22 protein-coding genes, 2 tRNA genes and 1 pseudogene are annotated in these 25,309 nt (G+C 44.1%); 17 read left to right on the top strand and 8 right to left on the bottom strand.

From position 1 onward, the window contains the following. Positions 1–147: 147 nt before the first annotated feature. Both V7K62_RS16795 and V7K62_RS16790 read left to right on the top strand, forming a co-directional pair. Positions 148–1,128 (top strand): ABC transporter ATP-binding protein, encoded by a 981-nt coding sequence (locus V7K62_RS16795; protein ID WP_334865817.1) that lies wholly within the window; start codon positions 148–150, stop codon positions 1,126–1,128. A gap of 43 nt (positions 1,129–1,171) precedes the next feature. Next, a complete protein-coding gene (locus V7K62_RS16790; RefSeq protein ID WP_334865815.1) occupies positions 1,172–1,960 on the top strand; it encodes an ABC transporter permease in 789 nt (262 codons plus the stop codon). An 18-nt stretch (positions 1,961–1,978) separates the two neighbouring features. Here V7K62_RS16790 and V7K62_RS16785 read toward each other — a convergent pair whose 3' ends face one another. Next, entirely contained in the window at positions 1,979–3,700 is a 1,722-nt protein-coding gene (locus tag V7K62_RS16785) for a serine/threonine-protein kinase (RefSeq protein ID WP_334865813.1), read from the bottom strand. Positions 3,701–3,958: 258 nt separating this feature from the next. Further along, positions 3,959–4,795, bottom strand: coding sequence for an alpha/beta fold hydrolase (locus V7K62_RS16780; RefSeq protein ID WP_334866037.1), 837 nt, complete (start codon positions 4,793–4,795; stop codon positions 3,959–3,961). A gap of 240 nt (positions 4,796–5,035) precedes the next feature. Between V7K62_RS16780 and V7K62_RS16775 the strand changes: the two genes are divergently transcribed. The 4 genes from V7K62_RS16775 (at position 5,036) to V7K62_RS16760 (ending at position 11,256) form a co-directional block, all read left to right on the top strand. Beyond that, on the top strand, positions 5,036–6,568 hold the full coding sequence (locus tag V7K62_RS16775) for a SagB/ThcOx family dehydrogenase (RefSeq protein WP_334866035.1): 1,533 nt from the start codon (positions 5,036–5,038) through the stop codon (positions 6,566–6,568). A 118-nt stretch (positions 6,569–6,686) separates the two neighbouring features. After that, a complete protein-coding gene (locus tag V7K62_RS16770; protein WP_334865811.1) occupies positions 6,687–7,259 on the top strand; it encodes an HNH endonuclease family protein in 573 nt (190 codons plus the stop codon). A gap of 138 nt (positions 7,260–7,397) precedes the next feature. Next, complete coding sequence (locus tag V7K62_RS16765) at positions 7,398–9,725, top strand: PAS domain S-box protein (RefSeq protein WP_442937296.1); 2,328 nt, start codon at positions 7,398–7,400, stop codon at positions 9,723–9,725. A 7-nt stretch (positions 9,726–9,732) separates the two neighbouring features. Beyond that, entirely contained in the window at positions 9,733–11,256 is a 1,524-nt protein-coding gene (locus V7K62_RS16760) for a hybrid sensor histidine kinase/response regulator (protein ID WP_334865809.1), read from the top strand. 8 nt (positions 11,257–11,264) lie between these two features. On the opposite strand, the gene trhO is transcribed toward V7K62_RS16760, so the two are convergent. Then, entirely contained in the window at positions 11,265–12,179 is a 915-nt protein-coding gene (trhO, locus tag V7K62_RS16755) for an oxygen-dependent tRNA uridine(34) hydroxylase TrhO (protein WP_334865807.1), read from the bottom strand. 71 nt (positions 12,180–12,250) lie between these two features. Between trhO and V7K62_RS16750 the strand changes: the two genes are divergently transcribed. Continuing rightward, positions 12,251–12,323 (top strand) — tRNA-Ala (locus tag V7K62_RS16750). 266 nt (positions 12,324–12,589) lie between these two features. Here the strand turns inward: V7K62_RS16750 and V7K62_RS16745 are convergent. Continuing rightward, complete coding sequence (locus V7K62_RS16745; protein ID WP_334865805.1) at positions 12,590–12,796, bottom strand: hypothetical protein; 207 nt, start codon at positions 12,794–12,796, stop codon at positions 12,590–12,592. Positions 12,797–12,966: 170 nt separating this feature from the next. Between V7K62_RS16745 and V7K62_RS16740 the strand changes: the two genes are divergently transcribed. The 3 genes and pseudogenes from V7K62_RS16740 to V7K62_RS16730 form a co-directional block, all read left to right on the top strand. Continuing rightward, a complete protein-coding gene (locus tag V7K62_RS16740; protein ID WP_334865803.1) occupies positions 12,967–13,413 on the top strand; it encodes a DUF2127 domain-containing protein in 447 nt (148 codons plus the stop codon). Positions 13,414–13,579: 166 nt separating this feature from the next. Continuing rightward, a complete protein-coding gene (locus V7K62_RS16735; RefSeq protein WP_334865801.1) occupies positions 13,580–14,986 on the top strand; it encodes a lysophospholipid acyltransferase family protein in 1,407 nt (468 codons plus the stop codon). Positions 14,987–15,176: 190 nt separating this feature from the next. Further along, positions 15,177–15,287: pseudogene (locus tag V7K62_RS16730) on the top strand (tyrosine-type recombinase/integrase); the annotation flags it as partial. A gap of 15 nt (positions 15,288–15,302) precedes the next feature. On the opposite strand, the gene V7K62_RS16725 reads toward V7K62_RS16730, so the two are convergent. After that, entirely contained in the window at positions 15,303–16,286 is a 984-nt protein-coding gene (locus tag V7K62_RS16725) for an AraC family transcriptional regulator (RefSeq protein ID WP_334865800.1), read from the bottom strand. Between the two features lie 182 nt (positions 16,287–16,468). Here V7K62_RS16725 and V7K62_RS16720 point away from each other — a divergent pair, with 182 nt between their 5' ends. From V7K62_RS16720 to V7K62_RS16705, 4 genes are all read left to right on the top strand, one after another. Next, on the top strand, positions 16,469–16,891 hold the full coding sequence (locus tag V7K62_RS16720; protein ID WP_334865798.1) for a (R)-mandelonitrile lyase: 423 nt from the start codon (positions 16,469–16,471) through the stop codon (positions 16,889–16,891). 57 nt (positions 16,892–16,948) lie between these two features. Further along, positions 16,949–17,719 carry an SDR family oxidoreductase gene (locus V7K62_RS16715; RefSeq protein ID WP_334865796.1) on the top strand — a complete coding sequence of 257 codons (771 nt, stop codon included), beginning with the start codon at positions 16,949–16,951 and terminating at the stop codon, positions 17,717–17,719. A gap of 207 nt (positions 17,720–17,926) precedes the next feature. Then, the gene (locus V7K62_RS16710) at positions 17,927–18,985 is read left to right on the top strand and encodes an NAD(P)-dependent alcohol dehydrogenase (RefSeq protein ID WP_334865794.1); all 1,059 of its coding nucleotides are present in this window, start codon (positions 17,927–17,929) and stop codon (positions 18,983–18,985) included. A 359-nt stretch (positions 18,986–19,344) separates the two neighbouring features. Continuing rightward, positions 19,345–20,352, top strand: a complete 1,008-nt coding sequence (locus V7K62_RS16705; RefSeq protein ID WP_334865792.1) for an aldo/keto reductase — start codon at positions 19,345–19,347, stop codon at positions 20,350–20,352. A gap of 175 nt (positions 20,353–20,527) precedes the next feature. Here V7K62_RS16705 and V7K62_RS16700 read toward each other — a convergent pair. From V7K62_RS16700 to hisF, 3 genes are all read right to left on the bottom strand, one after another. Then, positions 20,528–20,600, bottom strand: a tRNA-Ala gene (locus tag V7K62_RS16700). Between the two features lie 94 nt (positions 20,601–20,694). Continuing rightward, positions 20,695–20,889, bottom strand: a complete 195-nt coding sequence (locus tag V7K62_RS16695; RefSeq protein ID WP_100901219.1) for a hypothetical protein — start codon at positions 20,887–20,889, stop codon at positions 20,695–20,697. 99 nt (positions 20,890–20,988) lie between these two features. After that, complete coding sequence (hisF, locus tag V7K62_RS16690) at positions 20,989–21,762, bottom strand: imidazole glycerol phosphate synthase subunit HisF (protein ID WP_334865790.1); 774 nt, start codon at positions 21,760–21,762, stop codon at positions 20,989–20,991. Positions 21,763–21,951: 189 nt separating this feature from the next. Between hisF and ruvB the strand changes: the two genes are divergently transcribed. The 3 genes from ruvB to V7K62_RS16675 all read left to right on the top strand — a co-directional run bounded on the left by ruvB (position 21,952) and on the right by V7K62_RS16675 (position 25,290). Next, positions 21,952–23,052 (top strand): Holliday junction branch migration DNA helicase RuvB, encoded by a 1,101-nt coding sequence (gene ruvB / locus V7K62_RS16685; protein ID WP_334865788.1) that lies wholly within the window; start codon positions 21,952–21,954, stop codon positions 23,050–23,052. A gap of 139 nt (positions 23,053–23,191) precedes the next feature. Then, entirely contained in the window at positions 23,192–23,995 is an 804-nt protein-coding gene (locus V7K62_RS16680) for a tetratricopeptide repeat protein (protein ID WP_334865786.1), read from the top strand. An 11-nt stretch (positions 23,996–24,006) separates the two neighbouring features. Next, positions 24,007–25,290, top strand: coding sequence for a glycosyltransferase (locus V7K62_RS16675; protein WP_334865784.1), 1,284 nt, complete (start codon positions 24,007–24,009; stop codon positions 25,288–25,290). Positions 25,291–25,309 lie beyond the last annotated feature (19 nt).

The raw sequence follows: 25,309 nt of genomic DNA, 5'->3' as shown, positions 1-25,309 counted from the left end.
AATCTAAAATCTAAAATTGAATGACTCCTGTTGTAAACAGCGCTAAACACCAATTGTTTATGTGTGTTTACCACCGAAGTTCTGAGTGGCGACTTCCATCACTCAGACTTCCCTGTGTGTGCATCTGTGATTCTAAATATAAAAAATATGTCAATTATCATTGCGGAAAATCTGAGTAAATCTTATCCAGTAGCAGTTAAAAATCCGGGAATTAAAGGTACAATCACTCACTTTTTTCGCCGCACCTACCGCTCAATTAAAGCAGTTCAGGATGTTTCCTTTGAAATTGCCCCTGGTGAAATAGTGGGGTTTTTAGGCCCAAATGGCGCTGGTAAAACCACCACACTCAAAATGCTCACAGGGCTGATTCATCCCTCTAGCGGTAAAGTCAGAGTCGCTGGACAAGTTCCCTTTCACCGTAAAGAAGCATTTTTGCAAAAAATTACCTTGGTAATGGGGCAAAAACAGCAGCTAATTTGGGACTTACCAGCACTCGATTCTTTGAAAATTAATGCCGCTGTATACAATATCTCTGATAAAGAGTTCCAGCGGCGAGTGGGAGAATTAACAGAGATGCTTTCCCTAGAAGGCAAGCTTACCCAACCAGTGCGAAAGCTGTCTTTGGGTGAGCGGATGAAGGCAGAATTGTTGGCAGCACTTTTGCATCGTCCCCAGGTATTGTTCTTAGATGAACCGACGCTAGGATTGGATGTAAATGCTCAAGCAGCAGTGCGCGAGTTCTTGCGCGAGTACAATCAGCTTTATCAGGCTACAGTGCTGTTAACGAGTCATTACATGGCTGACATCACAGCTTTGTGTCAACGAGTACTGTTGATTCACCAGGGAAGCTTGATGTATGACGGCAGCTTAGAAGGACTGCTGGAACGTTTTGCTCCTTACCGAGAAGTGTATATAGAGTTAGCCCAACCTCTACCAATAGAAAAACTCATGACCTATGGTGATGTGAAACTCTTAGAAGGGCGAGCAGTGCGTTTTATGGTATCGCGAGAGGCGCTTACCCGCACCGTCTCTCAGATTTTAGCGGATTTGGAAGTAATTGATTTAACTGTCACCGAACCACCTGTAGAAGAAGTAATTGGACGAGTTTTTCAGGCGGGTGTTGTATAGAAAGTGGTGAAGGTGAGCAATTTTTGTAGTGGGAAGTGAATAAATGAAGCAGATAATCAGAAAAGCCCTAACTTTGCTGTCAGTATACTACGCCTATATGGTTGAGTATCGGGCAGAACTAATCTTATGGGTTTTAGCTGGGTCTTTACCCATTATCCTCATGGGTGTCTGGATACAGGCAGCACAAGGAGGACAGTTTGGGCTATCACCTGTGGCTTTTGCCCGTTACTTCATCACGGTTTTCATTGTTAGACAACTCACAGTTGTTTGGGTAATTTGGGACTTTGAAAGAGAGGTCGTGGAAGGAAAGCTTTCGCCCAAGTTACTACAACCACTCGACCCAGTATGGCATCACGTTGCATCCCATATTTCTGAAAGATTTGCCCGCTTAATGTTTGCTTTTTTATTAGTGGGATTATTTTTTATTCTCTATCCTCAAGCTTTTTGGATACCAAGTTGGGATAGATTTTTACTGTTTACATTGGCGGTGGGGCTAGCTTTTGCTTTGCGGTTTTTGATTCAGTACACCTTTGCCATGTTTGCTTTTTGGACAGAACGGGCTAGTGCTTTAGAAAATTTCTGGTTGTTATTTTATTTATTTTTATCTGGTTTGATAGCACCTTTAGAGGTCTTTCCAGAACCTGTGCGGAAAATAGTTATGTTTACGCCTTTTCCCTATTTGATTGATTTTCCCGCGAGTCTTTTGGTAGGGCTACCTGTGGATATAGGACGGGGATTTTGGTCAATGGTGGGTTGGATATTAGTATTTTTGGGTGCAAATCGCTTGCTTTGGCGTATGGGTTTGAAGCGTTATTCTGGGATGGGAGCATGAACAATTTTGCTAGAGATTTTATAAATTGCTCGGTATTGTCTTAAACTTCTGCGCCGACCCCAAAGAATAATCTTCTAATTTAAAATCAGCAAAAGGCTTCTTTTCTAACCTATTCCGTAGCGCCTCATCAAGAATTACACCTGGTGATTCTCTTTTAACACCAATGATTATAACACTTCTCTGATATGCAGTTAAATCCTTATTGACCTCACAATTAGGGCGCTGAAATTGACCCAAATTTAATAAGCGATAATTTTTGACCCTTGGTGTATTAATAAATAGTTTTTTTACTAAAAGTTGTATTTGTTTGGAACGTTCTAAAGCCACACGTTCTTGAACTGATGTATCACCTTTACAAGAAGCTATACCTAGAGAAATAATCTCACTGGGAGATTCCATTATCTTCTCTATATCTTCTTGTTCTAAGTTCAATTTTAAAAGGTCAACACTAATAATCTGATCATTATATTTAAGTTGAAAGCTACTACCTAAAAACCATTTATATTCTCGGGATAAAACCGCTATATTAAACTCAGCTATTCTTCCCTGACTATCTCTACCTTCTTTATAAGAAAAATAATCAATCTTACCTTTTTTTTCGGGATATTGTGTGTAATTTGATATTCCAGAAACCTCTGATTTTCGCGTTGCTAAAGCTCCTATACTAAGTAATCCTAATACCACTAGCAGCACTGCAAAAAATGTTAATAGCGGCACTTTGTCCGGTTGCTTATGTGGAGGTAATAAATCGTTATTAATATCTACAGGTAAATGTTCAATTTGAGAAAATTCTAGGAGATTACTATTTATCGGAGTAGTGTCTGTTAATTGAGTTTCGATTTCTTCTAGAGAATGCAAAATTTCCTGGGCATTGGCAGGACGTTTATCTATATCAGTTGCTATTAGCCAATCAATTAAATTTAATAGTAAGGGTGAAATATGGATAGCATGATTTTGCCAGTGTAATAAATTGTGCTGGACATCATACATCTCCAAAGGATGGTATCCGGTCAGCAAAAAGACAAAGGTGCGTCCCAAAGCAAAGAAATCTGATTGCGGTACTGCTTGACCATTCATTTGTTCTGGGGCGCTGTAGCCAGATGACATAAGTGCTGTCATCTTTTCGCCGTAGCTGAGTTGGTCTTGGTAGGTTTTAGTAATTTCACTGGCGGTGCCAAAATCAATCAGTACTAGATTCCCCCAACCCTTCTCAAGGGGGGATTTAATCATGATGTTAGATGGCTTAATATCTCGATGTAGGTACTGTTTGCTATGCACTACATCCAAAATTTCTATCAACTGTCTTAACCAGTCTATGGTTTGTTCTTGAGATATGGGGCTATTTTGCTGCTGTAGCCACTGTTCTAAGTTGTAGCCATCGATTTTTTCCATTGCAATGCAATGCAATGCAACACCATTTCGGGTTTGATACTGGAAGTAACTATCTTCTTTGGGAATGCCGGGATGCTTGAGTTGTCCCAATACGGTTACTTCTTGCTGAAATAGTTCTACTGCTTTGGCGTCGCCTGATAAATCCTCTTTGAGTATCTTGAGGATTTTGGGGGTATCTTGTTCGTATGCCTCATAAACTTTACTAAACCCTGTTTTGTCACTCAACAGGCACGTCACCCGATAACGCCCTAACAATTCTAGATGGGAACCACAACTTTGACAAAAGCGGTTTTGATGATTATTCGGATGATTTGGTTTAGAGCAAACGGGATTGATACAAAGGCTCATGACTAACTGGGGAGTGGGGAGTGGGGAAGGTGGGCCCCCTCTGGGGATAAGGGGTGATGGGGAATGGGGGAGATGAGGAAGATAAGGGAGATGGGGAGATGGGGAGATGGGGGAAATAACCAATGCTCAATGCCCAATGCCCAATGTCCAATGCGCCATGCCCCATGCCCCATGCCTAATGCCCAATCCCCCTAGACATCGCTCCTATTAATTCTTCTGTTGCCGTATGATAATCCCGTCCAATAATCATGAGATTTTTTATCTGTGTTCTGCCAAGAAAGCTGCCACAGTTTGGTTAAATGCCTCTGGTTGTGTCAAAAACGGCCAATGATTGCCGGGAACTTGGCAGATACGTAAGTTTTGAAGATAGGTTTTGTAGGGTTGGATTTGCCAATCTTGGCGGTTTAGTCCTTGTTTTGGTTGGACGAATAGGGCAGGGGTGTCAAGGGGAATTGTAAAACCGGGCACTTGCATTACTGCCTCAAAAATTCCGTCGCGGGCGGTTATGGTAAATTTGCTGCCCCAACTCCCATCGGGTTTTTGTTCTATTCCTGCTTGGAAGACTTGCTGTTGTAAGGAAGTCCATCCTTGATATTGCTTTAACTGCCGTGCTTGTTGTTCGGCTTCTTGGTGGCTGGCAAAAGGGCCCATACTTTTGAGAAAAGGCAAGAAGTGATATAACATCGGGAAAGTTACCCTGAGAAGACTGGGCATTTTCCAGATGAAAATCGGATCGACGAGAATTATACTCTGTAAACGCTTTGGATTTTGCCTTGCCCAGATAGCGGCTAATTTGCCTGTCCACGAGTGACTTACAATATGGGCAAAAGTCCATCCCAGATGATCCATGAGTGCTTCAAGGTCTGCGATCGCACTCTCAAAGCTATAATCTATCTCTGGCTTACTGCTTTGCCCATGTCCGCGCATATCTGGCGCAACTATATGGTAGTCTGCCGCCAAGTAATCTCCTAAGCTAGACCACACCAGAGCATGGTCGCCTAAGCCATGTAACAGCAGTAAAGGTTCTTGACCTTGGTTCCACTCTAAATAAGAAAGTTGGATATCAGGTTTTGATAAAGTTTGACGTACAGGCATCATTGCATATCCAGCTGTAGATAGTTTTGCGCTTATATGTTACTGCCAAAGGAGATGGGGGAGTGGGGAGTAGGGACTGGGGACTCGGAGACAAGGAAGAATAACTAATCCCCAATCCCCAATCCAATTGTTACCAAATACCACTTTGTGACTCTGAGGATTGTACCAATTGACACGAAACAATGAGGCTAATGAATGCCAAGATCAAGAAAAGGATGCCCCAAGGATATTAAAAGTACTATGCCAGAATTACACCAATCAATTGCCCAGCATTATCACGAACGGACTAAATACAACCCTGAGACTCTCGCCTCCAAAAGTCAGCGGTTAGACTGGACTAAACAGCCAGTGCCCTTTAAAGAGTACAAAATTGGCTCTACTTTTGATCTCAAACCCTATATTCAAGAAAAACCAGAGGCTTATGCTAATAACCCAGATGCTCAATGGTGGCAAAGACTCTCGCGGCTGTTGTTTCGCAGCTATGGATTGACGGCGAGAATGCCTTCTATGGGTAGTGCGGTGTATTTACGCGCTGCTCCTAGTGCAGGTGGATTATACCCTGCTGAGGTGTATGTGGTTTCCCGTGGTACGTCGTTATTGCCGCCTGGTCTGTATAACTACCAGTGTCGGACTCATTCTCTCATGCATTATTGGGAAAATGATGTTTGGCAAACTCTCCAAGCAGCTTGTTTCTGGCATCCTTCTTTAGAAAATACCCAATTGGCAATTATTGTGACTGCGGTATTCTATCGTTCGGCGTGGCGCTATGAAGATCGGGCTTACCGTCGGATTTTTCTGGATACGGGACACTTGTTGGGTAATATCGAATTGGCTGGTGCGATTACTAACTATCGCCCTCACTTAATTGGCGGTTTTGTAGATGAATCGGTTAACGATCTGCTTTATGTCGATCCTACACAAGAAGGTGCGATCGCTGTATTACCTCTGGCAGACTTGTTAGATGTCAATCAAAATTTGCCATTGGGATGTACTGCTTTACCTTCCGCTACCGAAACCAGTTATCCTCAAATCCCCGATGGCGAACTACTAACATATTTCCATCGACACACCCAGATCCAATCAGGTGTAACTGGCAATCTCAATCTACCAGTTATCAAACAAGAAAAATCTTTGGAGGATAAATACAATTTTCCTTTCTGTTTAAAAATTCCCACCACCACTGCACCTATAGACTGGGGAAAAAAGCTAGCAGAATTGGACATCACTATGTACAAGCGACGCTCTACCCGCGCCTATAATGGTGATGATTTAAGCTTCGATGAATTGAAAAATTTACTCGATTTCACTTACCAGCCGCAAAATTACATCGACCAAAGTTTAGATATTTCTCCAGACTACTTTGATCTAAATTTAATCGAAACATTCATTGCTGTTTGCGGAGTCAAAGGATTGGAGGCGGGTTGTTACTATTACGCGCCCAAAGCCCAAGAATTACGCCAAATTCGGTTTAAAAACTTTCGGCGAGAGTTACACTTTCTCTGTTTAGGACAAGAATTAGGGCGGGATGCAGCAGCGGTGTTGTTTCATACAGCCGATTTGAAAGCTGCGATCGCACAGTATGGCGATCGCGTTTACCGTTACTTACACATGGATGCTGGTCATTTGGGACAACGCCTGAATTTAGCCGCAATGCACCTGAATGTAGGCGTCAGCGGTATCGGTGGATTCTTTGACGATCAAGTAAATGAAGTTTTGGGTATTCCTGCTGATGAAGCTGTTTTATATATCACTACATTGGGACGCCCAAGATAAAAATAATCCCAGAGGCGTGGAGAATGCAGGGAGTTTCTTTCTGTGTCCTTTACGGCTCTGTGCAAGTTATATTTGCTTAGTGTAAACTATCAGACATACTTGACAGTGCAAGATTCGCATGAAGATTGAACCGACATATTACTATCAAGAGTTACTTGTAATTAGGCAAAATCCAGATTCCTACAATACATCAAACTTGAGGCAAAAGTTAAGGAAACTAATAGATGAGAAAGCACCAGAACGTGTATTTAAAACTAATCTTGAGACTCTTGAATATAGAGATTCAGGTGGTAGCAATAAGCCACTAAAATACTTTTTAATGACGGTTGAATATTACTACCAGTGGTATAAGAATGGTGCTGTAGTAAATCCCGAATGTGTAGACAAAAGTAGAGTTTATGACTTTGCTGGCACATCGATTGAACATATATATCCACAAAACGCAGAGATAAGTTTTTTAGACTCTAATCTAGAACCTCTGAAAAATACGTTGGGAAACCTTACCATTTTAGACCCTGCACAAAATACTTATGCTGGAAATGATACCTTTGTTGAAAAAAAACCACTTTATCAAGCTTCATCTATGTTATTGAATAGAGATATAGCAGTGCAAGCAAATTGGACTCAGCAAGAAATAAACAATCATAAAAATTTACTTGTAGATGTTGCTCTCAAAATTTTTTATCCATAAATTATAAGTTTTGACACATTGAAGTTAGAAGTTTAATATAATATCAGAAAAAACAAATTTTACAAATAATTAATGAGTATTTCCGATTAAAGTAAATTAAATCTAGTACATAATAAAACTTTTATCACACAACCACTAATGCTATTTCCTGAGAATGAAAGCCAAAGGAGTTTTAATCTACTTTTCTCTAAAAATCCCAATCCAATGTGGGTATATAACCAGAATAATTTGAAATTTTTAGATGTAAATGAAGCCGCTGTTGTCCACTACGGCTATTCACGAGAAGAGTTCTTGCAAATGCAAATAACTGACATTTGTCCTTCAGAAGATGTGCCTATTTTGCTGGAATATTTCAGACAAAAGTACTCTAACTTACATTTTGCTGGACAATGGCAACATCAGCGAAAAGACGGACAGATTATTGATGTTGAAATTTTCATACAGATAATAGAGTATGGAAATTATAACGCTCGGTTGGTTAATATACGAGACATCACAGAACATAAAGAAATAGAAAGAACTCTACAAGAAAGTGAAGCTAGATTTCGAGTCATTTCTGAAGCTATTCCTGTTCCATTTATTATTTCGCGTGTGTCTGATGGGTTGATTTTATACGCTAATGCAGAGTTGCTTCAAACATTTCAGTTTTCTCCAGAGTATTTAGTTAATCGCAAAAAATTTGGAGATTTATATCATAATTTGGCAGATTTAGAAGCGCTGTTAAAAATTCTTAATCAACAGAATTTTATTCATAATTATGAGCTTCAATTAAAAAGAGCAGATGGAACTCATTTTTGGGCGATCGCTTCATTACAATATTTAATTTTTAACAATGAATCAGCAATTTTAACAGTATTTAATGATATCAACGACCGCAAAAATGTCGAAACAAAACTCCAAGAGCAAAATGAGTTTTTGCGGATAATTTTTGAGAGTATCCCATTGATGATTGCCCTGATCAATGCCAATGGTAAACTCCAGTGGGTGAACCAAGAATGGGAAAATATTCTCGGCTGGAAATTTCAAGATTTCCAAACTTGCGATGTCTTGGAAGCGCTATACCCTAATCCTGAATATCGGCAGTATGTAATTAATTTTATTCACTCTGCACAACGCAATTGGGGTGACTTTAAAACTCAGGTGCATGATGGTCGTTTACTAGATACGTCTTGGACTAATGTTTACCTTTCAAATGGTCAAATTATCGTTATTGGGCAAGACATCACAGAACGTAAGCAAACTGAACTAGCTCTAAAAACCCAAGCCGAGCGGGAGCAATTGATGCGAACTGTTGCTCAACGGATTCGTCAATCTTTGAATCTCCAAGATATTCTGAATGCAACAGTTCAGGAAGTGCGAGATTTACTTGGGGTTAATCGAGTAGTAGTTTATCAGTTTGACTCAGAGATGATCGGCACAATTATGGCGGAATCGGTGGAACCTGGATGGACAGTTTCTTTGGGTGTAGAGATTCATGATACATGTTTTGAAACAGGCACAGAAGTGGAGTATTATCAGGGACGCAAACGAGCGATCGCTAATATTTATGAAGCTGGACTAACTGATTGCCATCTTCGCCTGTTAGAACAGTTTGAAGTGAAAGCAAATTTAGTTGTGCCCATTTTACTAGAAGTAAGTTCTCAAAACCCTGGCTCTCACCTTTGGGGTTTACTGATTGCTCACCAATGCTCTGGTTTTCGCGAGTGGGAAGAAAATCAATTAGATTTGCTCGATCAACTAACAGTCCAATTAGCGATCGCAATTCAACAATCCAGCATCTTAGAGCAAGCTCAAACTGAACTTGTTCAAAGACAAAAAGCTCAAGTCAAGCTAAAAGCTGCCTTAGCTGAAAAAGAAGTTCTTTTAAAGGAAGTTCATCATCGAGTTAAAAATAATTTGCAAATTGTCTCCAGTTTATTACAACTTCAGTCTCAAACACTCAAAGATCCAGAAGTAATCAAAGTTCTGCGAGAAAGTCAAAACCGAATTGAGTCAATATCTCTAATTCATAAAAATTTGTATACTTCCGCTAATATTGGGCAAATTGATGTTGCTGACTATATTAATAATTTGGCTGCAAGTTTGCTAATCTCCTATCAAATATGGCCTGGTAAAATTGCTCTAGAAACTGACATAGATCCATTGAGTTTGAATGTTGACCAAGCTATTGCTTGTGGATTGGTGATTAACGAATTAATCTCCAATGCTCTCAAGCACGCTTTTCCCAACCAACAAGTAGGCACAATCAGTATTGCTTTACGTAATGCTGGCAATAGTATCGAGATGACTATCCGAGATAATGGGATTGGTTTACCAGATAATTTAGATTGGACAAATACTGATTCTTTGGGTCTGTCGTTAGTATATGACTTGGTTACAGAACAACTGGAAGGCGACATTACTCTAGAACGCAATCATGGAACAGTATTCAAAATTAAATTCACGCAGTTAACTTTGCATCAGTAAATATCAAATGGGTCAAGCTAGGATTTTAGTCGTTGAAGATGAAGTGATTGTGGCTAGAACTATTGCTAGTCAACTCACTCAACTAGGGTACGTTGTTACGGGTACAGCTTCATCTGGAAAAGTTGCCATTGCCAAGGCATCGGAAACTCAACCAGAACTAGTATTAATGGATATTATTCTTAAAGGTGAAATGGACGGTATTGCTACCGCCAGTCAGATTCGCGAGCAGTTAGATGTACCTGTAATTTATTTAACTGCTTATGGCGACGATCATACTTTAGAAAGAGCCAAAATTACTCAACCTTTTGGATACATCGTTAAACCATTTACTACAAAAGATTTAAAAATCGCGATCGAAATCGGTCTTTTAAAACACCAGTTAGAACGTGAACTACGGGAGAATCGAGATCAGTTAGCAACCCTTTTAAACTCAATGAGTGATGCTGTAATTGCTACAAATGAGCAGGGAAGAGTAACATTTATGAATCCCGCAGCTGAGGCGCTGACTGGCTGGCAGCAAAAAGATGCTTTAGGAAATGAGGCAGCGAAAATTTTTCATATTGTCGATGAAGTGACAGAGACTACATTAGAAAACCCTGTGACAAAAGTTCTCCGGGAGCAACAGGTTGTTTATTTAGGGGAATTCACATCTCTGATTACAAAAAACGGCAAAAGAGTTCCAATTGGTGATAGTGCTTCACCACTGAAGCGAGGATCTGACCAAATAAATGGTGTAGTAGTTGTTTTCTGGGATCTTAGCGAACGACGCCAAACAAAATTGCTAGAGCAAGCATTAGAGAAGGAGCAAGAACTTAACCGTCTCAAGTCCCTATTTATCTCTACTGTATCTCATGAGTTCCGTAATCCTCTGACTGTTGTTCAAACGGCAGTAGAACTCATAGAAATGCAAGGAGCAAATTTGACAGATGCAAAAAAAGGCATCTATTTAAAGCGAATTCAAGGTGCTGTACAATCTATGGAAAAACTGATGGAAGATGTGCTGTTTATGGGTCGAGCGGAAGCAGAAAAACTCATATACAACCCTGCTCCACTTAACCTAGAGCAATTCTGTCGAGAGTTAATCGAAGATTTTTCGATTGTTAAAAGTAGCGGATGTGAAATTGTTTTTACCTGTCATAGTGCTAATACTAATGCTGTAATGGATGAAGTACTCATACATTACATGTTTGTAAATCTTCTCTCAAACGCGGTGAAATATTCTCCCAAAGGTGGCAATATTCAGTTTGATTTAATATGCGACTCGATTGAGAAAGTAGCAACTTTTTATATTCAAGATCAAGGTATGGGCATTCCTGAACCAGACCAAGCTGGAATTTTTGAATCATTCTACCGAGCCTCAAATGTCAAATCAATTCAAGGTACTGGATTGGGGTTAGTAATCGTTAAAAAGTGCGTTGATGCACACAGAGGTCAAATAAGTGTCACAAGTCAAGTTGGAGTCGGTACTACATTTACAGTAATTTTGCCCTTAAATTCCGAATTATCCTTGACTGAAGCTTCAGAATTGTGAATTCTTCTTCAACTTACATCCTGATTTTTGTTACCAACTTGGGTTTGATAGTGGCGCCATTTTTCCTGCTGACGCGCTCTTTTCTCTTCGGTGAGGCTATCGAAACAATAGGGACAAGAGATACCTTGCTCATATTTGGAAGATACCTTATCTTCCTCAGAAATCGGACGTCCACAACTGAAGCACCGCTCACAACTCCCTTCTTCTAATCCATGACTAACGGCTACCCGCTCATCAAAAACAAAACATTCTCCTTCCCATAAACTTTCTTGGGCTGGAACTTCCTGCAAATACTTGAGAATGCCACCTTTGAGATGATAGACTTCTGCAAAGCCTTGGGCAAGCATGAAGGATGAGGCTTTTTCACACCGAATGCCACCTGTACAAAAGAGAGCAACCTTTTTGTGTTTAGTTGGGTCGAGATGGTGTACCACATAATCGGGAAATTCGCGGAATGATTCAGTTTGGGGATTTTCTGCACCGTGGAAAGTACCGATATTCACCTCATAATCATTGCGGGTGTCAATCACGGTTACTTCTGGATTGGAAATCAAATCATTCCATTCTTGGGGATTGACATAAATGCCAACTTGCTCATTTGGGTCGATTTCTGGCAACCCCAAAGTAACAATTTCTTGCTTCAACCGCACCTTCATCCGCTCAAAAGGCGGGGTTTCGGTATAGGACTCTTTGTATTCTAAGTCTGCTAAACGGGGGTCAGAACGTAGAAACCAGAGAACAGAGTCAATGGCCTGACGCGAACCAGCAATTGTACCGTTAATCCCTTCAAGTGCCAGCAAAATTGTCCCCTTGACACCTTGCGCTTGACAGTAAGACAGCAGAGGATCTCGTTTCTCGGCACAATCTGGCAGCTTAACAAATTTATACAGTGCGGCGATAACTTGGATATTTTCTGGCTTCATCCCTTTGGTAATAGAACAATATAAGTTACAATAACAACGGTAATCAAAGTTATCTACTATTTTAACTTTATGGGGGTTTAGCTCAGTTGGTAGAGCGCCTGCTTTGCAAGCAGGATGTCAGCGGTTCGAGTCCGCTAACCTCCATTGGAAATGTTTGATTCAAATGTGCGATGCCTGGGGTGGTCACTGAGCTTTGTCGTACCACTTTCCTACGGGACGCTACGCGAACGTGGAAGCAAGCTAGGCGCAGCGTCTCGTAGAGAAGTGCGGGCTACGCCCTACGCACATTCAAATCAATCAAAACCCCATTCATTATCAAAAAATGGGGTTATTTTCCTTGGTAGGCAACGGGTTAGGGGAGAGGAAAGTATGGTATTACATCCATCCATTGCCCCGATTCAAAACCGTACTCAGTTAGAGGAATCTTTGGATAAGGAGGTGAACTCTGAATTGACGGTACTCAGGTAATTTTGATCGTTCAAAATTTGCGGTGGTAATTTGTTAGCACTGACAGCAGCCTTAACTAAATTTTCCGCAATAATTTTTCGGTTCTGGCGTTCAAAGATCAGAGTTCCTGCACTTAGTTCACTCGCTTGGTTGGATTGTTTCTCACCCATTCGGGTGAGGTTAAGAATTTGTCAGGAATAGTCTAGTAAAAAAGATTTAGTTTACTTGTTGGGAAAAGTGGAAATATCAGGCGATAAAGTACTGCTACAATAAGCGTCTGACTTGGCATTATCCAGAGCCAGTTAATCAAAAATTTACTTATATATACTTAGGGGGTTGTTTGAAAAAGCGTCCATTGGGGTTAGTGGCAATTGTTCTCTACAAATCATTTACCGCCTTGCTGCTTATGGTTACTTCGATCGCTTTATTATTGACATTAAAAAATTATCAAACTCTAGAGGCGTTTTCAGACAATTATGTTTTAGAAGGTAAATCGATAATTATTGATTGGCTTTTAAATAAAGTTGTTAACTTAAATCCTAGAACTCTGGCATTTAGCGGTATCGGAACCGGAATTTATGCTATTGTTACTGTTATAGAAGCCATTGGTTTATGGTACGAAAAGCGTTGGGCACATGTCTTGGTATTGGCACTTGTCGGTATCAGTATTCCACCAGAGATTTATGAATTGATTCGGGGAATATCTCTGATAAAAATATTAGTTTTTGTGTTGAATTTAGCTGTATTTGGTTATTTATTCCGAAATTTTCCTAAACATCCAAACTAATTTTTGATTCGATACTTACGGTCTATCTTTGAAGACTTTAGGAGTGCTGAGTAATCAAGAGAGGGAAACGTGGTGATTAAAATGTTTGACGATAAGAGGCTACGGGTTTACGCAAAACCAAGACCCCACGTTGTACAATCGCTAGAAATACAATCTGGAGAGCGACTTGCCTAGATCGATTCAGTCTACTCAACCACCACTGAAATTTATTCCCCAACGGTTGAACCCGCTGGTACTCCAGATTGTTCGGTGGTTACTGCCGATCGCACTACGGTTTCGCACTCGCCCTTGGCTGCCAGCTGGTATTGTCAAGATTGAAGCCAAGAATGTTGAGGTATTAGCTGAACTTTATCAACAATTCCAGACTGGAAAAATTCGCTTTTTGTTGGCATTTCGCCACCCAGAGGTAGAAGATCCCCTGTGTATGTTGTATTTGCTTTCTCACATTGTGCCACAAGTTGCTCGTCAAAAAGGTATTACACTACAATCCCTGGTTCACAGCTATTTTCTTTATGACCGAGGTATGACAGTTTGGGCTGGAAAGTGGCTAGGTTGGCTGTTCTCTCTGTTGGGGGGTGTGCCGGTTCGTCGTGGTAGGCGACTAGATCGGCAAGCTATCCAAAATGCACGGGAGTTGTTTGCTAATGGCGAACTACCGATCGCAGTTGCACCGGAAGGCGGTACTAATGGTCATAGTGGTATTGTTAGCCCCTTAGAACCTGGTGTTGCTCAAATGGGGTTCTGGTGTGTGGAAGACTTACAAAAAGCCAACCGTTCTGAGATTGTGATCGTTGTACCGATCGCCATCCAGTATCGCTATGTTGAGCCACCTTGGTCTAAACTGGATTGGCTGTTGAGTAAATTGGAAGCTGATAGCGGCTTGAAAGTTTTGGAAATTGATTCGGGCAATCACGAAGAGATTTACTATCAACGCCTCTGTAGGTTGGCTGAATATCTGATTACCGAGATGGAAGAGTTTTATCGTCGCTTCTATCATCAAGACATCCCAAAAACCATCTCAACTGATGAATCTGCTAGTGCTAATCAGGTATTGATTGCCCGACTCCATCGCCTACTGGATAAGGCTTTACAAGTTACCGAGCAATATTTTGAAGTTCAAGGGCAGGGTAATTTTATTGACCGCTGTCGCCGCTTGGAAGAGGCTGGCTGGAGTTACATTTACCGAGAAGATTTGCCAGATATGAATGCTTTAGCACCCTTCAAACGCGGTTTGGCAGACTGGATTGCTGAAGAAGCCGACTTGCGAATGCGGCACATGCGGATAGTGGAAAGTTTTGTTGCAGTCACAGCTACTTATATTCAGGAACAACCAACGGCGGAACGGTTTGCGGAAACAGCTTTACTGGTATTCGATATGCTTTCCCGAATTCAGGATACAACACTTCCAGGGCGACCTCGGTTAGGTTTGCGACAGGCACAAATCACAGTGGGGGAGCCAATTTCAGTTACCGAACGCTCTATAAATTGTCAAGGCGATCGCCAAGCGTCTAGACAGGCTGTGACCGATTTGACAAAAGATTTGCAAATCGCTTTAGAGAAGATGATTAGATAACGGAAATTCTAAGACTTTTTCGCTCGAATTTTGTCAAATATAGCACCTTTTATCACCGTACTGAAATCAACCAGCAAGAAACGGACGCTGTTCAACTAACCTTGATGCGACAACAAGCAATAATTGACCACGGTGACAACCAGTAGTTGTCCAAGAGTCACTCTGAAATCCTTATTCTTTCGTCAATAATGGGCACGATACACGATCTATTCAGCACTATCTAGGACACAAAAACATTCAGCATACGGTGCGCTACACAGAACTGTCTCCACAATGTTTTAGCGATTTCTGGCAAGATTAGGGCATCTTGAGGAGATCAGATTGAACTAGCAGTCTCCCTAGCAACTTCTCGCAACCGCTCCACATCACGCATCGGTGGGGCACCAAAGAGCCGCTTGTATTCACGGTTGAAGTGCGAGGCATCGTCGTACCCCACTCGATAGGCAGCACTGGTAGCGTCAAGGTTTTCCCCCAGCATCAGACGGCGAGCCTCCTGGAGCCGCAGTTGCTTCTGGAACTGCAAGGGACTCATTGCAGTCACAGACTTGAAGTGATGGTGAAAGCCCGAAACACTCATTCCCATTTCTCGGGCGATGTTTTCAATCTTGATCGGCTCGTTAAAGTCTTTACGAAGTCGCTCGACGGCTCTGGCGATGTGGTAGGTATAGCCACCCAGAACTGCAATATGACGGAGCCGATTACCTTGGTCTCCCATCAGGAGTCGGTAAATGATTTCCCGCTTAATCAGTGGTGCCAGAACATCAGCTTCAGCAGGGGAATCTAGAAGCCTGACGAGCCGCACCACAGCGTCCAAGAGATTTACATCCAACGGACTTACGTCAATCGCTTTCACATCAGCACTGTTGCGCGATGAGGGATACCCTGCCTCGACCATGACTGAGCCAACAAGGATGGGGTCAAGATCGAGGCGAAGGCTAAAGTACGGTTGCGCCTTGGATGCTTCCAGAATTTGGCTGACAATCGGCAGTTCGACCGTAGCAAGCAGATAATGCATCGGGTCGTACTGATAGCGATCGCTACCCAGAAGAACTTCTTTGCTGCCCTGAGCGATCGCACAAAAGGCAGGGATAGAGACACTATGAAGGCATTCCGAAGGCGAGGAGGCGCGGTTGAAGTGCAATCCTTTCAGTGGCTCAATCGTCCCATCATGACGAATAGCCTGTGCAATACGCTCTTTCAGTTCGTCTCTGTTGGCTTGCGCTCTGTCTGCCTCGCGCTTTGCTTGCGGGTCATTCATTAAATCGATATCGGACTTTTCACTCGTTTTGGCAGCGTTCATTTCTAAGTTTGCAGGATTGTACAACAATCTTAGACGATCGTCCTATTACTTATTCTTCAGGATTCTTAGAATGAAGCTAAAGCAATCAAAAATGATTTCGGCTTCTTGTAAACATTCTGGATTTTTATTCAAGAGAAAACTCAGTTTTGATTGGGCAAGAGACTTGCCTGCTAGCCACGAAAATGGCATCAAGTGAAGGAATTAAGAAAATGGATATCAAAAAAAGTGGCTCACAGCCTTCCGCCAAAGGAGCGGCTGAGTATTTTACCGGCACTGTCCGCATTGACCCCCTATTCGAGGCACACGATCCAGCACGCACGTCTGGTGCCAGTGTCACCTTCGAGCCTGGTGCTAGGACAGCATGGCATACTCACCCGTTGGGACAAACTCTGATCGTGACAGCTGGCTGTGGCCTCGTACAACGCTGGGGCGGCTTGATCGAGGAAATTCGACCGGGGGACGCGATCTGGATCTCGCCGGGTGAGAAGCATTGGCACGGTGCTACAGCAACCACGTCCATGACGCACATCGCCATTCAGGAATGGCTCGACGGCAAGGCTGTGGACTGGATGGAACAGGTGAATGACGAGCAATATCCCAACTGATCTCCGCATCCGGTGGTTTTAAGACCTTGTTAGGTGAAAAATTGAAGGAGAAAAATAATGACAACGAACGAGAATGGAAACTACACAGGAAAAGTTGCGTTTGTGACCGGAGCAGCGAACGGCATCGGTCGAGCTACGGCGCTGGCATTTGCACGTGAAGGGGCTAATGTAGTGGTCGCTGACATTTCAGAAGAGGGCAATCAAGAAACGGCCCGCATGATCGAGGAACTCGGCGGGCGGGCGATCGCACTCAAGTGTAACGTAACGCAAGCCGAAGACGTGAAGGCAGCTCTTTCCAAGACCATCGAGACCTTCGGGCGGTTGGACTTTGCTTTTAATAACGCTGGTGTGGAACAGAAGAATGCAGCAACAGCAGAAATTGAAGAGCAAGAGTGGGATCGGATCGTAGACACCGACCTGCGCGGCGTTTTTCTGTGCATGAAGTATGAAATCCCGCTGTTACTCAAGCAAGGCGGTGGCGCGATCGTGAACACATCATCGGGTGCCGGCATCATAGGCATCAAGGGCGGAGCCGCATACACCGCCGCAAAACACGGCGTGATCGGACTCACCAAGTCGGCGGCTCTCGACTACGCTTCGCAGAACATCCGCGTCAACGCCGTTGCCCCCGGTTACATTGACACATCGATGATGGATCGCTTCACCGGCGGCACTTCTGAAGGCCGCCAAAAGGTGGTCTCAGAGGAGCCGATTGGAAGGATGGGTCAGCCCGAAGAGATCGCCAATGCCGTCGTCTGGCTGTGTTCGGACGCGTCCTCCTTCGTCGTCGGACACGCCTTGGTCATCGATGGCGGTCAAACGGTGTAGTGAGGTTCGGAGCAGCCGTCTTCGCCATGAGCCAGTCGGAAAACGTGGATGTGAACGAGATTCTGTTCCAACCCACGAGCCAAGTGATCTAAAGACTCGTAATTGACGAACAAAGGCAAGCAATCGTTTTTCACAAGGAGATTGTTCGATGAAAGCAAGCGTTAACAATACCAGTCGCCAAAAGTAAACAAATAGGAGCATCAATTCATGTACAACACGAAAGCTTATTCCGCAACCAGTGCAACATCACCCCTGTCCTCCACCCAGATCAAGCGTCGCGATCCAACTGAACACGACGTGCAGATCGAAATCCTCTTCTGCGGCATCTGCCACTCCGACCTCCATTCGGTGCGTAACGAGTGGAGCAGTATCATGTCCACCGTCTACCCAATTGTACCAGGTCATGAGATCGTGGGCCGCGTCACCAAGGTTGGCTCGGCAGTTACGAAGTACAAGTCAGGCGACCTCGCTGCGGTCGGCTGCCTGGTCGATTCGGACGGTATCTGCCCCCAGTGCAAGGCTAGTCTTGAACAGTTTTGCCCCAACCAGACCCTCACCTTCAACTCCCCGGACAAGCATCTTGGAGGTGTCACCTATGGGGGCTATTCCGATAGCATCGTCGTCGATGAACGCTTTGTGCTGCGCGTTCCCACCAACCTCGATCTCCCTGGAGTCGCGCCACTCCTCTGCGCCGGGATTACAACCTACTCCCCCCTGCGCCACTGGGGCGTCACCAAGGGCAAGAAGGTCGGTGTGGTTGGTCTTGGCGGGCTGGGACACATGGGCGTGAAGTTCGCCCGTGCGTTCGGTGCCCAGGTCGTCGTCTTCACCACCTCGCCCGACAAAACAGAAGACGCGCTCCGCCTCGGTGCTGACGAAGTGGTCGTCTCCCGCAACACCGATGAAATGCAGAAGCATGCTGGCAGCTTTGATTTCATCCTCGACACCGTCTCCGCCAAGCACGACATCAACGCCTATCTCAACCTGCTCCGCCTCGATGGCAACATTACCCTTGTCGGCGCACCTGAGAAGCCCCTGGACGTGTCGGCATTCAGCCTGATCATGGGTCGCCGCAGTCTCTCCGGCTCTAATATCGGCGGCATCGCCGAAACCCAAGAGATGCTGGACTTTTGCGGGGAACATAATATCACTGCTGATGTTGAAGTCATCCCCATCCAGAAGGTCAACGAAGCCTACGAGCGACTGCTCAAGTCTGATGTGAAGTACCGTTTTTGTATCGATATGGCATCCCTTAAATCTGCATAACCGAGGTGGAACTCGATCTGACGCAGGACGAATTGAAGAGCATCGACGAGGCATTGGCGCAAATTACAGTGGAAGGCGTGAGCTATCCTGAAGAGTTGGAAAAGCGAACGGGATTACGGTTACAGGCGACGCGCCAATGAAGAGCTATCGAAATCAACAGACGGTTCGTTCTAGCGATCGCGCAAGAAGTATCATCATCAAATCCACGGCCATGATGCACATCGCCATTCAGGAACAGCTCGACGGCAAGACCGTGGACTAAATGGAGCAGGTCAGCGACGAACAATACCAGACCTGATCTTGGAGTAGACAGTTCCGACCTTTAATTCACCTTTAATTCAAAGACAGGAGTTCAAAAAATGCAAAAGCGCAAACTTGGAAACAGTAATCTGGAAGTCTCGGCTATGGGGCTTGGCTGCATGGGAATGAGCTTTTCTTATGGCCCGCCCAAAGACACGCAGGAGATGATTGCTCTTCTGAGGTCTGCCGTCGAACGCGGCATTACATTCTTTGATACCGCCGAGGTCTACGGCCCGTTCTTGAACGAAGAGCTTGTGGGCGAAGCCCTCGCTCCCTTCCGGGGGCAAGTGGTCATTGCCAGCAAATTCGGATTCGACCTGAGTCCTAATTCTGATCCCCGTGGCATGAAGGGTTCACCAGGACTGAATAGCCGACCGGAGCATATCAAGCAGGCCGTGGAAGGCTCGCTCAAGCGACTCAAGATTGAGACAATCGACCTGCTCTATCAGCACCGGGTTGACCCGAACGTGCCGATCGAAGACGTGGCAGGAGCGGTGAAGGAACTGATTGAGTCAGGTAAGGTTAAGCACTTTGGACTCTCTGAAGCAGGAGTGCAAACGATCCGTCGCGCACACGCGGTTCAGCCGGTCACTGCTCTCCAGAGCGAATACTCCCTGTGGACGAGGACTCCTGAAAAGGAAGTGATACCGACCCTTGAGGAACTCGGAATCGGCTTTGTCCCGTACAGCCCTCTGGGTAAGGGTTTTCTCACTGGCAAGATGGACGAAAGCACGACCTTCGATAGCTCCGACTTCCGCAGCACTTTACCTCGCTTCACGCCGGAGGCGCTCAAGGCGAATCAAGCACTGATTAATCTGCTCGGCGGCATTGCAGAACGGAAGCAGGCGACACCTGCTCAGATCGCGATCGCCTGGCTGCTGGCCCAGAAGCCCTGGATTGTTCCGATCCCAGGCACCACGAAGCTGCATCGCTTGGACGAAAACATCGGGGCAGTCTCAGTCCAACTCACGCCCGACGATCTGCGTGACATCGATGACGCCGCCTCAAAGATCGCGGTGCAAGGGGCTAGGTACCCCGAAAAGCTGGAGCAAATGACCGGTCGTTGAGCGGCAAAAAATGTGTTCTCTGCTTGCATTTTCCTTGCCTTCCTCTCCCTCTCCGTCGTGCGACAATTGACAACCATTAGTTGTCCTTTGAGAACAACAAGCATAAAGTGACCTTTTTGGACAACTAGTGCTTGTTGTCGCACTTGACAGGTTTTGACTAGGTAGGTTTTAAGAATGGAGCTAAGCGGATTCGAACCGCTGACCCCCTCAATGCCATTGAGGTGCGCTACCAACTGCGCTATAACCCCTTAAAATCCATTATACATAATGGCTTAATTATTAGTACTTTGTCAAGCTTTTTGGGGAAGCTAAATTTTAAATATCTCCTCTGCCATTCAGCACTTACAATGACACTTGCAACAAATAAGTCATACAGTGCCCCATCAAAAAGTAAACTACTAACATGGCAGCAGCAGCCAAAGCAACCAATGTACCAGCTAACATGAGAGAAAATTCCTTACTCTCGTAGGCTCTTTCCATTAAGTGCAGTGACCACGCTACCAGGGCTACATCAAAAAGTAAAATAGGAAGCAACATATTTTTTAATATTTGTTAATACTTGTAAAATAATATTAACACCCTTTTAAGGAAGTGTGTCTAACCTCAGATGGATGTCATTAAATGGTAAATGGTGTGTCAAAAGAATGTTCTGACTGGCACGTTGCGATCGCGCAAGTAATTTTTAATTTCTGCTACGCTTAGATGTCCGTAATGTAATAGGGATGCGAGTAATGCTGCTTCAGCTTTGCCTTCAGTTAGGGCTGTGTAGATATGTTCACAATTACCTGCACCACCAGAAGCAATAACTGGAATTTCTACAGCATCGGCAATTGCCCGTGTGATCTCAATGTCATACCCGGCTTGGGTTCCATCAGCATCCATACTTGTGACTAGCAGTTCTCCGGCCCCCCGTTTTTCAACTTCTTGTGCCCACAATAGGGCATCTAAGCCTGTATTTTCCCTGCCACCCCGCACATACACATCCCAACCTGGGTTTTCCGGGTTATTTCTGCGTCTGGCATCAATAGCAACAACTATGCACTGATTACCAAAGCGATCACTAGCCCGATTAATCAAGTCTGGATCGCGCACCGCCGCAGAATTAATACTAACCTTATCTGCCCCCGCTCGTAACAAAGCTTTAACATTTTCTAAGGATTGAATGCCACCACCCACAGTCAATGGAATAAAGACCTGTTCAGCAGTCCGGTAGACCACATCTAAAATTGTAGCTCGGTCTTCATGAGTAGCTGTAATATCCAGAAATACTAACTCATCAGCACCGGCTTCGTTGTAAACCTTGGCCAGCTCTACCGGATCGCCTGCATCTTGGAGATTGACAAAGTTAACTCCTTTTACAACGCGTCCCGCCTTCACATCTAAGCACGGTAAGATTCTTTTAGATAACATAATAACTTTTGTACTTCTGGGTAATTGACCGGAATTTAAATTTTAAATTGGCGCGGGTATTCTCAAACGAAAATTTTCACGGACATGGGGCATTGGTTATTCTTTCTCCCCTGCCCCATGCTCCCTCTGCCCTACTACCCCAGTTCCCAGTCCCCAGTTTCCAGTCCCTTAAAAGTAGATAGCTGAATTATGGCGATAATCTCCTCGAAAAAACAGCCTCCAGAACCCAACGGACAACCAAAGCAGCTTCGAGAGTCGGTGAAAGCACCATCCACAGAAAATATTTTGAAGCCTGAAGCTGCTATTGATGAACAAGAACAGCAGGAAGAAGGTATTCGACCGCACCGATTTGCTGATTACATTGGGCAAAAAGATTTAAAGGATGTGCTAGATATTGCCATCAAAGCAGCCAAGTCTCGTGGTGAGGTGCTGGATCATTTGTTGCTGTATGGGCCGCCGGGATTGGGCAAAACTACAATGGCCATGATTTTAGCATCGGAAATGGGGGTAAATTACAAAATTACCAGTGCGCCAGCCCTAGAACGTCCACGGGATATTGTCGGGCTACTGGTGAACCTCAAGCCAGGGGATATCTTATTTGTGGATGAAATTCATCGCTTGTCGCGAATGACGGAGGAAATTCTCTATCCGGCGATGGAAGATTATCGCTTAGATATTACTATTGGTAAGGGTTCTGGCGCTCGGATTAGAAGTTTGCCGCTGTCAAAGTTTACCTTAGTTGGGGCTACAACGCGTGTGGGTGCTTTAACTTCACCACTGCGCGATCGCTTTGGTTTAATTCAAAAACTGCGATTTTACGAAGTTGACGAACTGACTAAAATTGTACTGCGAACTGCTCAATTACTCAAAACCCCCGTTACAGAAGATGGTGCCACAGAAATTGCCCGTCGTTCACGCGGAACGCCACGTATTGCTAATAGGTTACTGAAGCGGGTACGTGATTATGCGGAGGTAAAAATATCTGGGGAGATTAATGAAAACATTGCATCCGAGGCATTGCAACTATTCCAAGTAGATCCTTGCGGTTTAGATTGGACAGACCGCCAGATGCTGAGTGTGATAATTGAACAATTTAACGGTGGGCCAGTGGGGTTGGAAACAATGGCAGCAGCGACGGGTGAAGATACCCAAACAATTGAAGAGGTGTACGAACCTTACCTCATGCAAATTGGGTATTTAACTCGGACTCATCGTGGGAGGATGGCGACTAAGGCTGCATATAAGCATCTGGGGTTTACGCCGCCGAATGAACAGTTGTCATTATTGTAATTATGGGAAATTGGGCAATTCAATTTTGGATTTTGGATTTTAAATTTTGGATTAAATTTCAATCTAAAATCCAAAATCTAAAATCTAAAATTCTTGCTCCCCCACTCCCCATGTTCAAAAGAGACACAGGTAAACCTAGATGATTAAGTTGATTGGTATTTTTCTCAGTCTGTTAATTGTGTTTGGCTGGAGTACTCCAGTCATGGCACAATCTCAACCGCCCATTACTCAAGAACAGTTAAAACAAGGCGATGAGTGGGCAAATCAAGCGTTTATAGCGACGAATCAAGGTGATTTTGCCACGGCTGAAACTTACTGGACAAAGATTATTGAGCAATTTCCCACTAATGCGGGGGCGTGGAGCAACCGGGGAAATTCGCGGGTGAGTCAGAATAAGTTACAAGAGGCGTTGGGAGATTATAACAAAGCCATAGAACTAGCGCCGAACGTCACCGATCCTTATTTGAATCGGGGGGCGGCGTTGGAAGGGATGGGAAAATGGTCAGATGCGATCGCAGATTATAATCATATCTTAGAACTCGATCCTAACGATGCGATGGCGTACAACAATCGCGGCAATGCCAAAACAGGTTTAGGAAAATGGTCAGATGCGATCGCAGACTACAAAAAATCTAATCAGATCGCCCCAAATTTTGCCTTCGCCCGTGCTAACTATGCCCTCGCTCTTTACGAAACTGGTCAAAAAGAGCAAGCAATCCGCGAAATGCGAAATATTGTCCGTAAATATCCTAAGTTTGCTGATGTGCGTGCCGCCCTGACAGCTGCATATTGGGTAAATGGAGAACAAGGCGAAGCTGAAAGTAACTGGGTAGCAGCTTATGGACTTGATAGCCGCTACAAGGATATCGACTGGGTAACAAATATTCGTCGTTGGCCGCCCAGTATGGTATCAGCTTTAGATAAATTCTTGAAAATCAAATAGAGGCATTAACTATGACTCATTTTGGCATCATCTGTCCTGGTGCAACAAATGGCCCCCTCAACACTATGCTTCCCTTGGGGCAGGAACTTCAACGGCGTGGGCATCGCGTCACCCTCTTCGGAACACTAGATACTCAACCTAAAGCACTGGCAGCAGGAATAGAATTCCAATCAATTGGTGAAAAAGATTTTCCCTATGGCTCAACAGCAGAATTTTTTACCAAGTTGGGGCAACTGCGTGGATTGGCTGCATTTCGACATACTATTGAACTGCTGAAGCATATTTCATCTGTGACACTGCAAGAGGCTCCAGCATCACTTAAAGCAGCAGGCGTAGAAGCATTACTAGTAAACCAAAGTTCAGTAGAGGGAGGAACAATTGCCGAGTTTCTCCAAATTCCTTTTATTACTGTATGCAGCGCTGTGGTGCTGAATCGAGAACCTAGCATTCCTCCTTTTTTCACAACTTGGAACTATAACCCAGCTGCGTGGGCACGCTTACGCAACCAAATAGGTTACACGTTACTTAATAGCGTCGTCAAACCACTTGAAGATTTGATCAATGAATATCGTCGAGAGTGGAAATTACCCCTGTACTCTAATCTTAAAGATAGCTACTCTCCACTGGCTCAAATAAGTAATGCACCTGCTGAGTTTGAATTTCCCAGGGAAGAATTAGCTCCTTGGTTCCATTTCACAGGAAGCTACCATACTTCAGCCAGTCGCATACCTGTTTCTTTCCCCTACGAAAAATTGACAGAGAAACCGTTAATTTACGCTTCGATGGGAACATTGCAAAATCGTCTGATTTGGGTTTTTCAGACTATCGCTTCAGCTTGTGAAGATTTGGATGCTCAGTTAGTGATTTCTCTGGGAGGTTCTGCTAAACCAGAATCACTGCCAGAATTGGCAGGAAATCCTTTAGTTGTGGAGTATGCACCTCAATTAGAAGTGCTGGAAAAAGCCACCCTCATGATTACTCATGCGGGAATGAATACAACAATGGAATGTGTGAAAAAAGGAGTACCAATGGTGGCGATTCCAGTTGCTAACGACCAGCCAGGAGTAGCAGCGCGTATCGCTTGGACAGGGGCGGGTGAGCTTGTCACTCTCAAGAAACTGAATGTTCCCACATTGAAAAATGCGATCAAGCGGGTGTTGACAGAAGAATCTTATAAACAGAATGCCCTGAGATTACAAGCAGCTACTCACGCTGCTGGAGGGGTAAGTCGAGCCGCTGATATTATTGAGCAGGCTGTTTCTACAGGCAAGCCTGTATTGGCTGAAACAAATTAATTAACAGATTAATTATCAA

This window comes from Nostoc sp., assembly GCF_036917935.1.
Classification (GTDB): domain Bacteria; phylum Cyanobacteriota; class Cyanobacteriia; order Cyanobacteriales; family Nostocaceae; genus Nostoc.
This window is presented reverse-complemented; position numbering and strand designations above follow the sequence as displayed.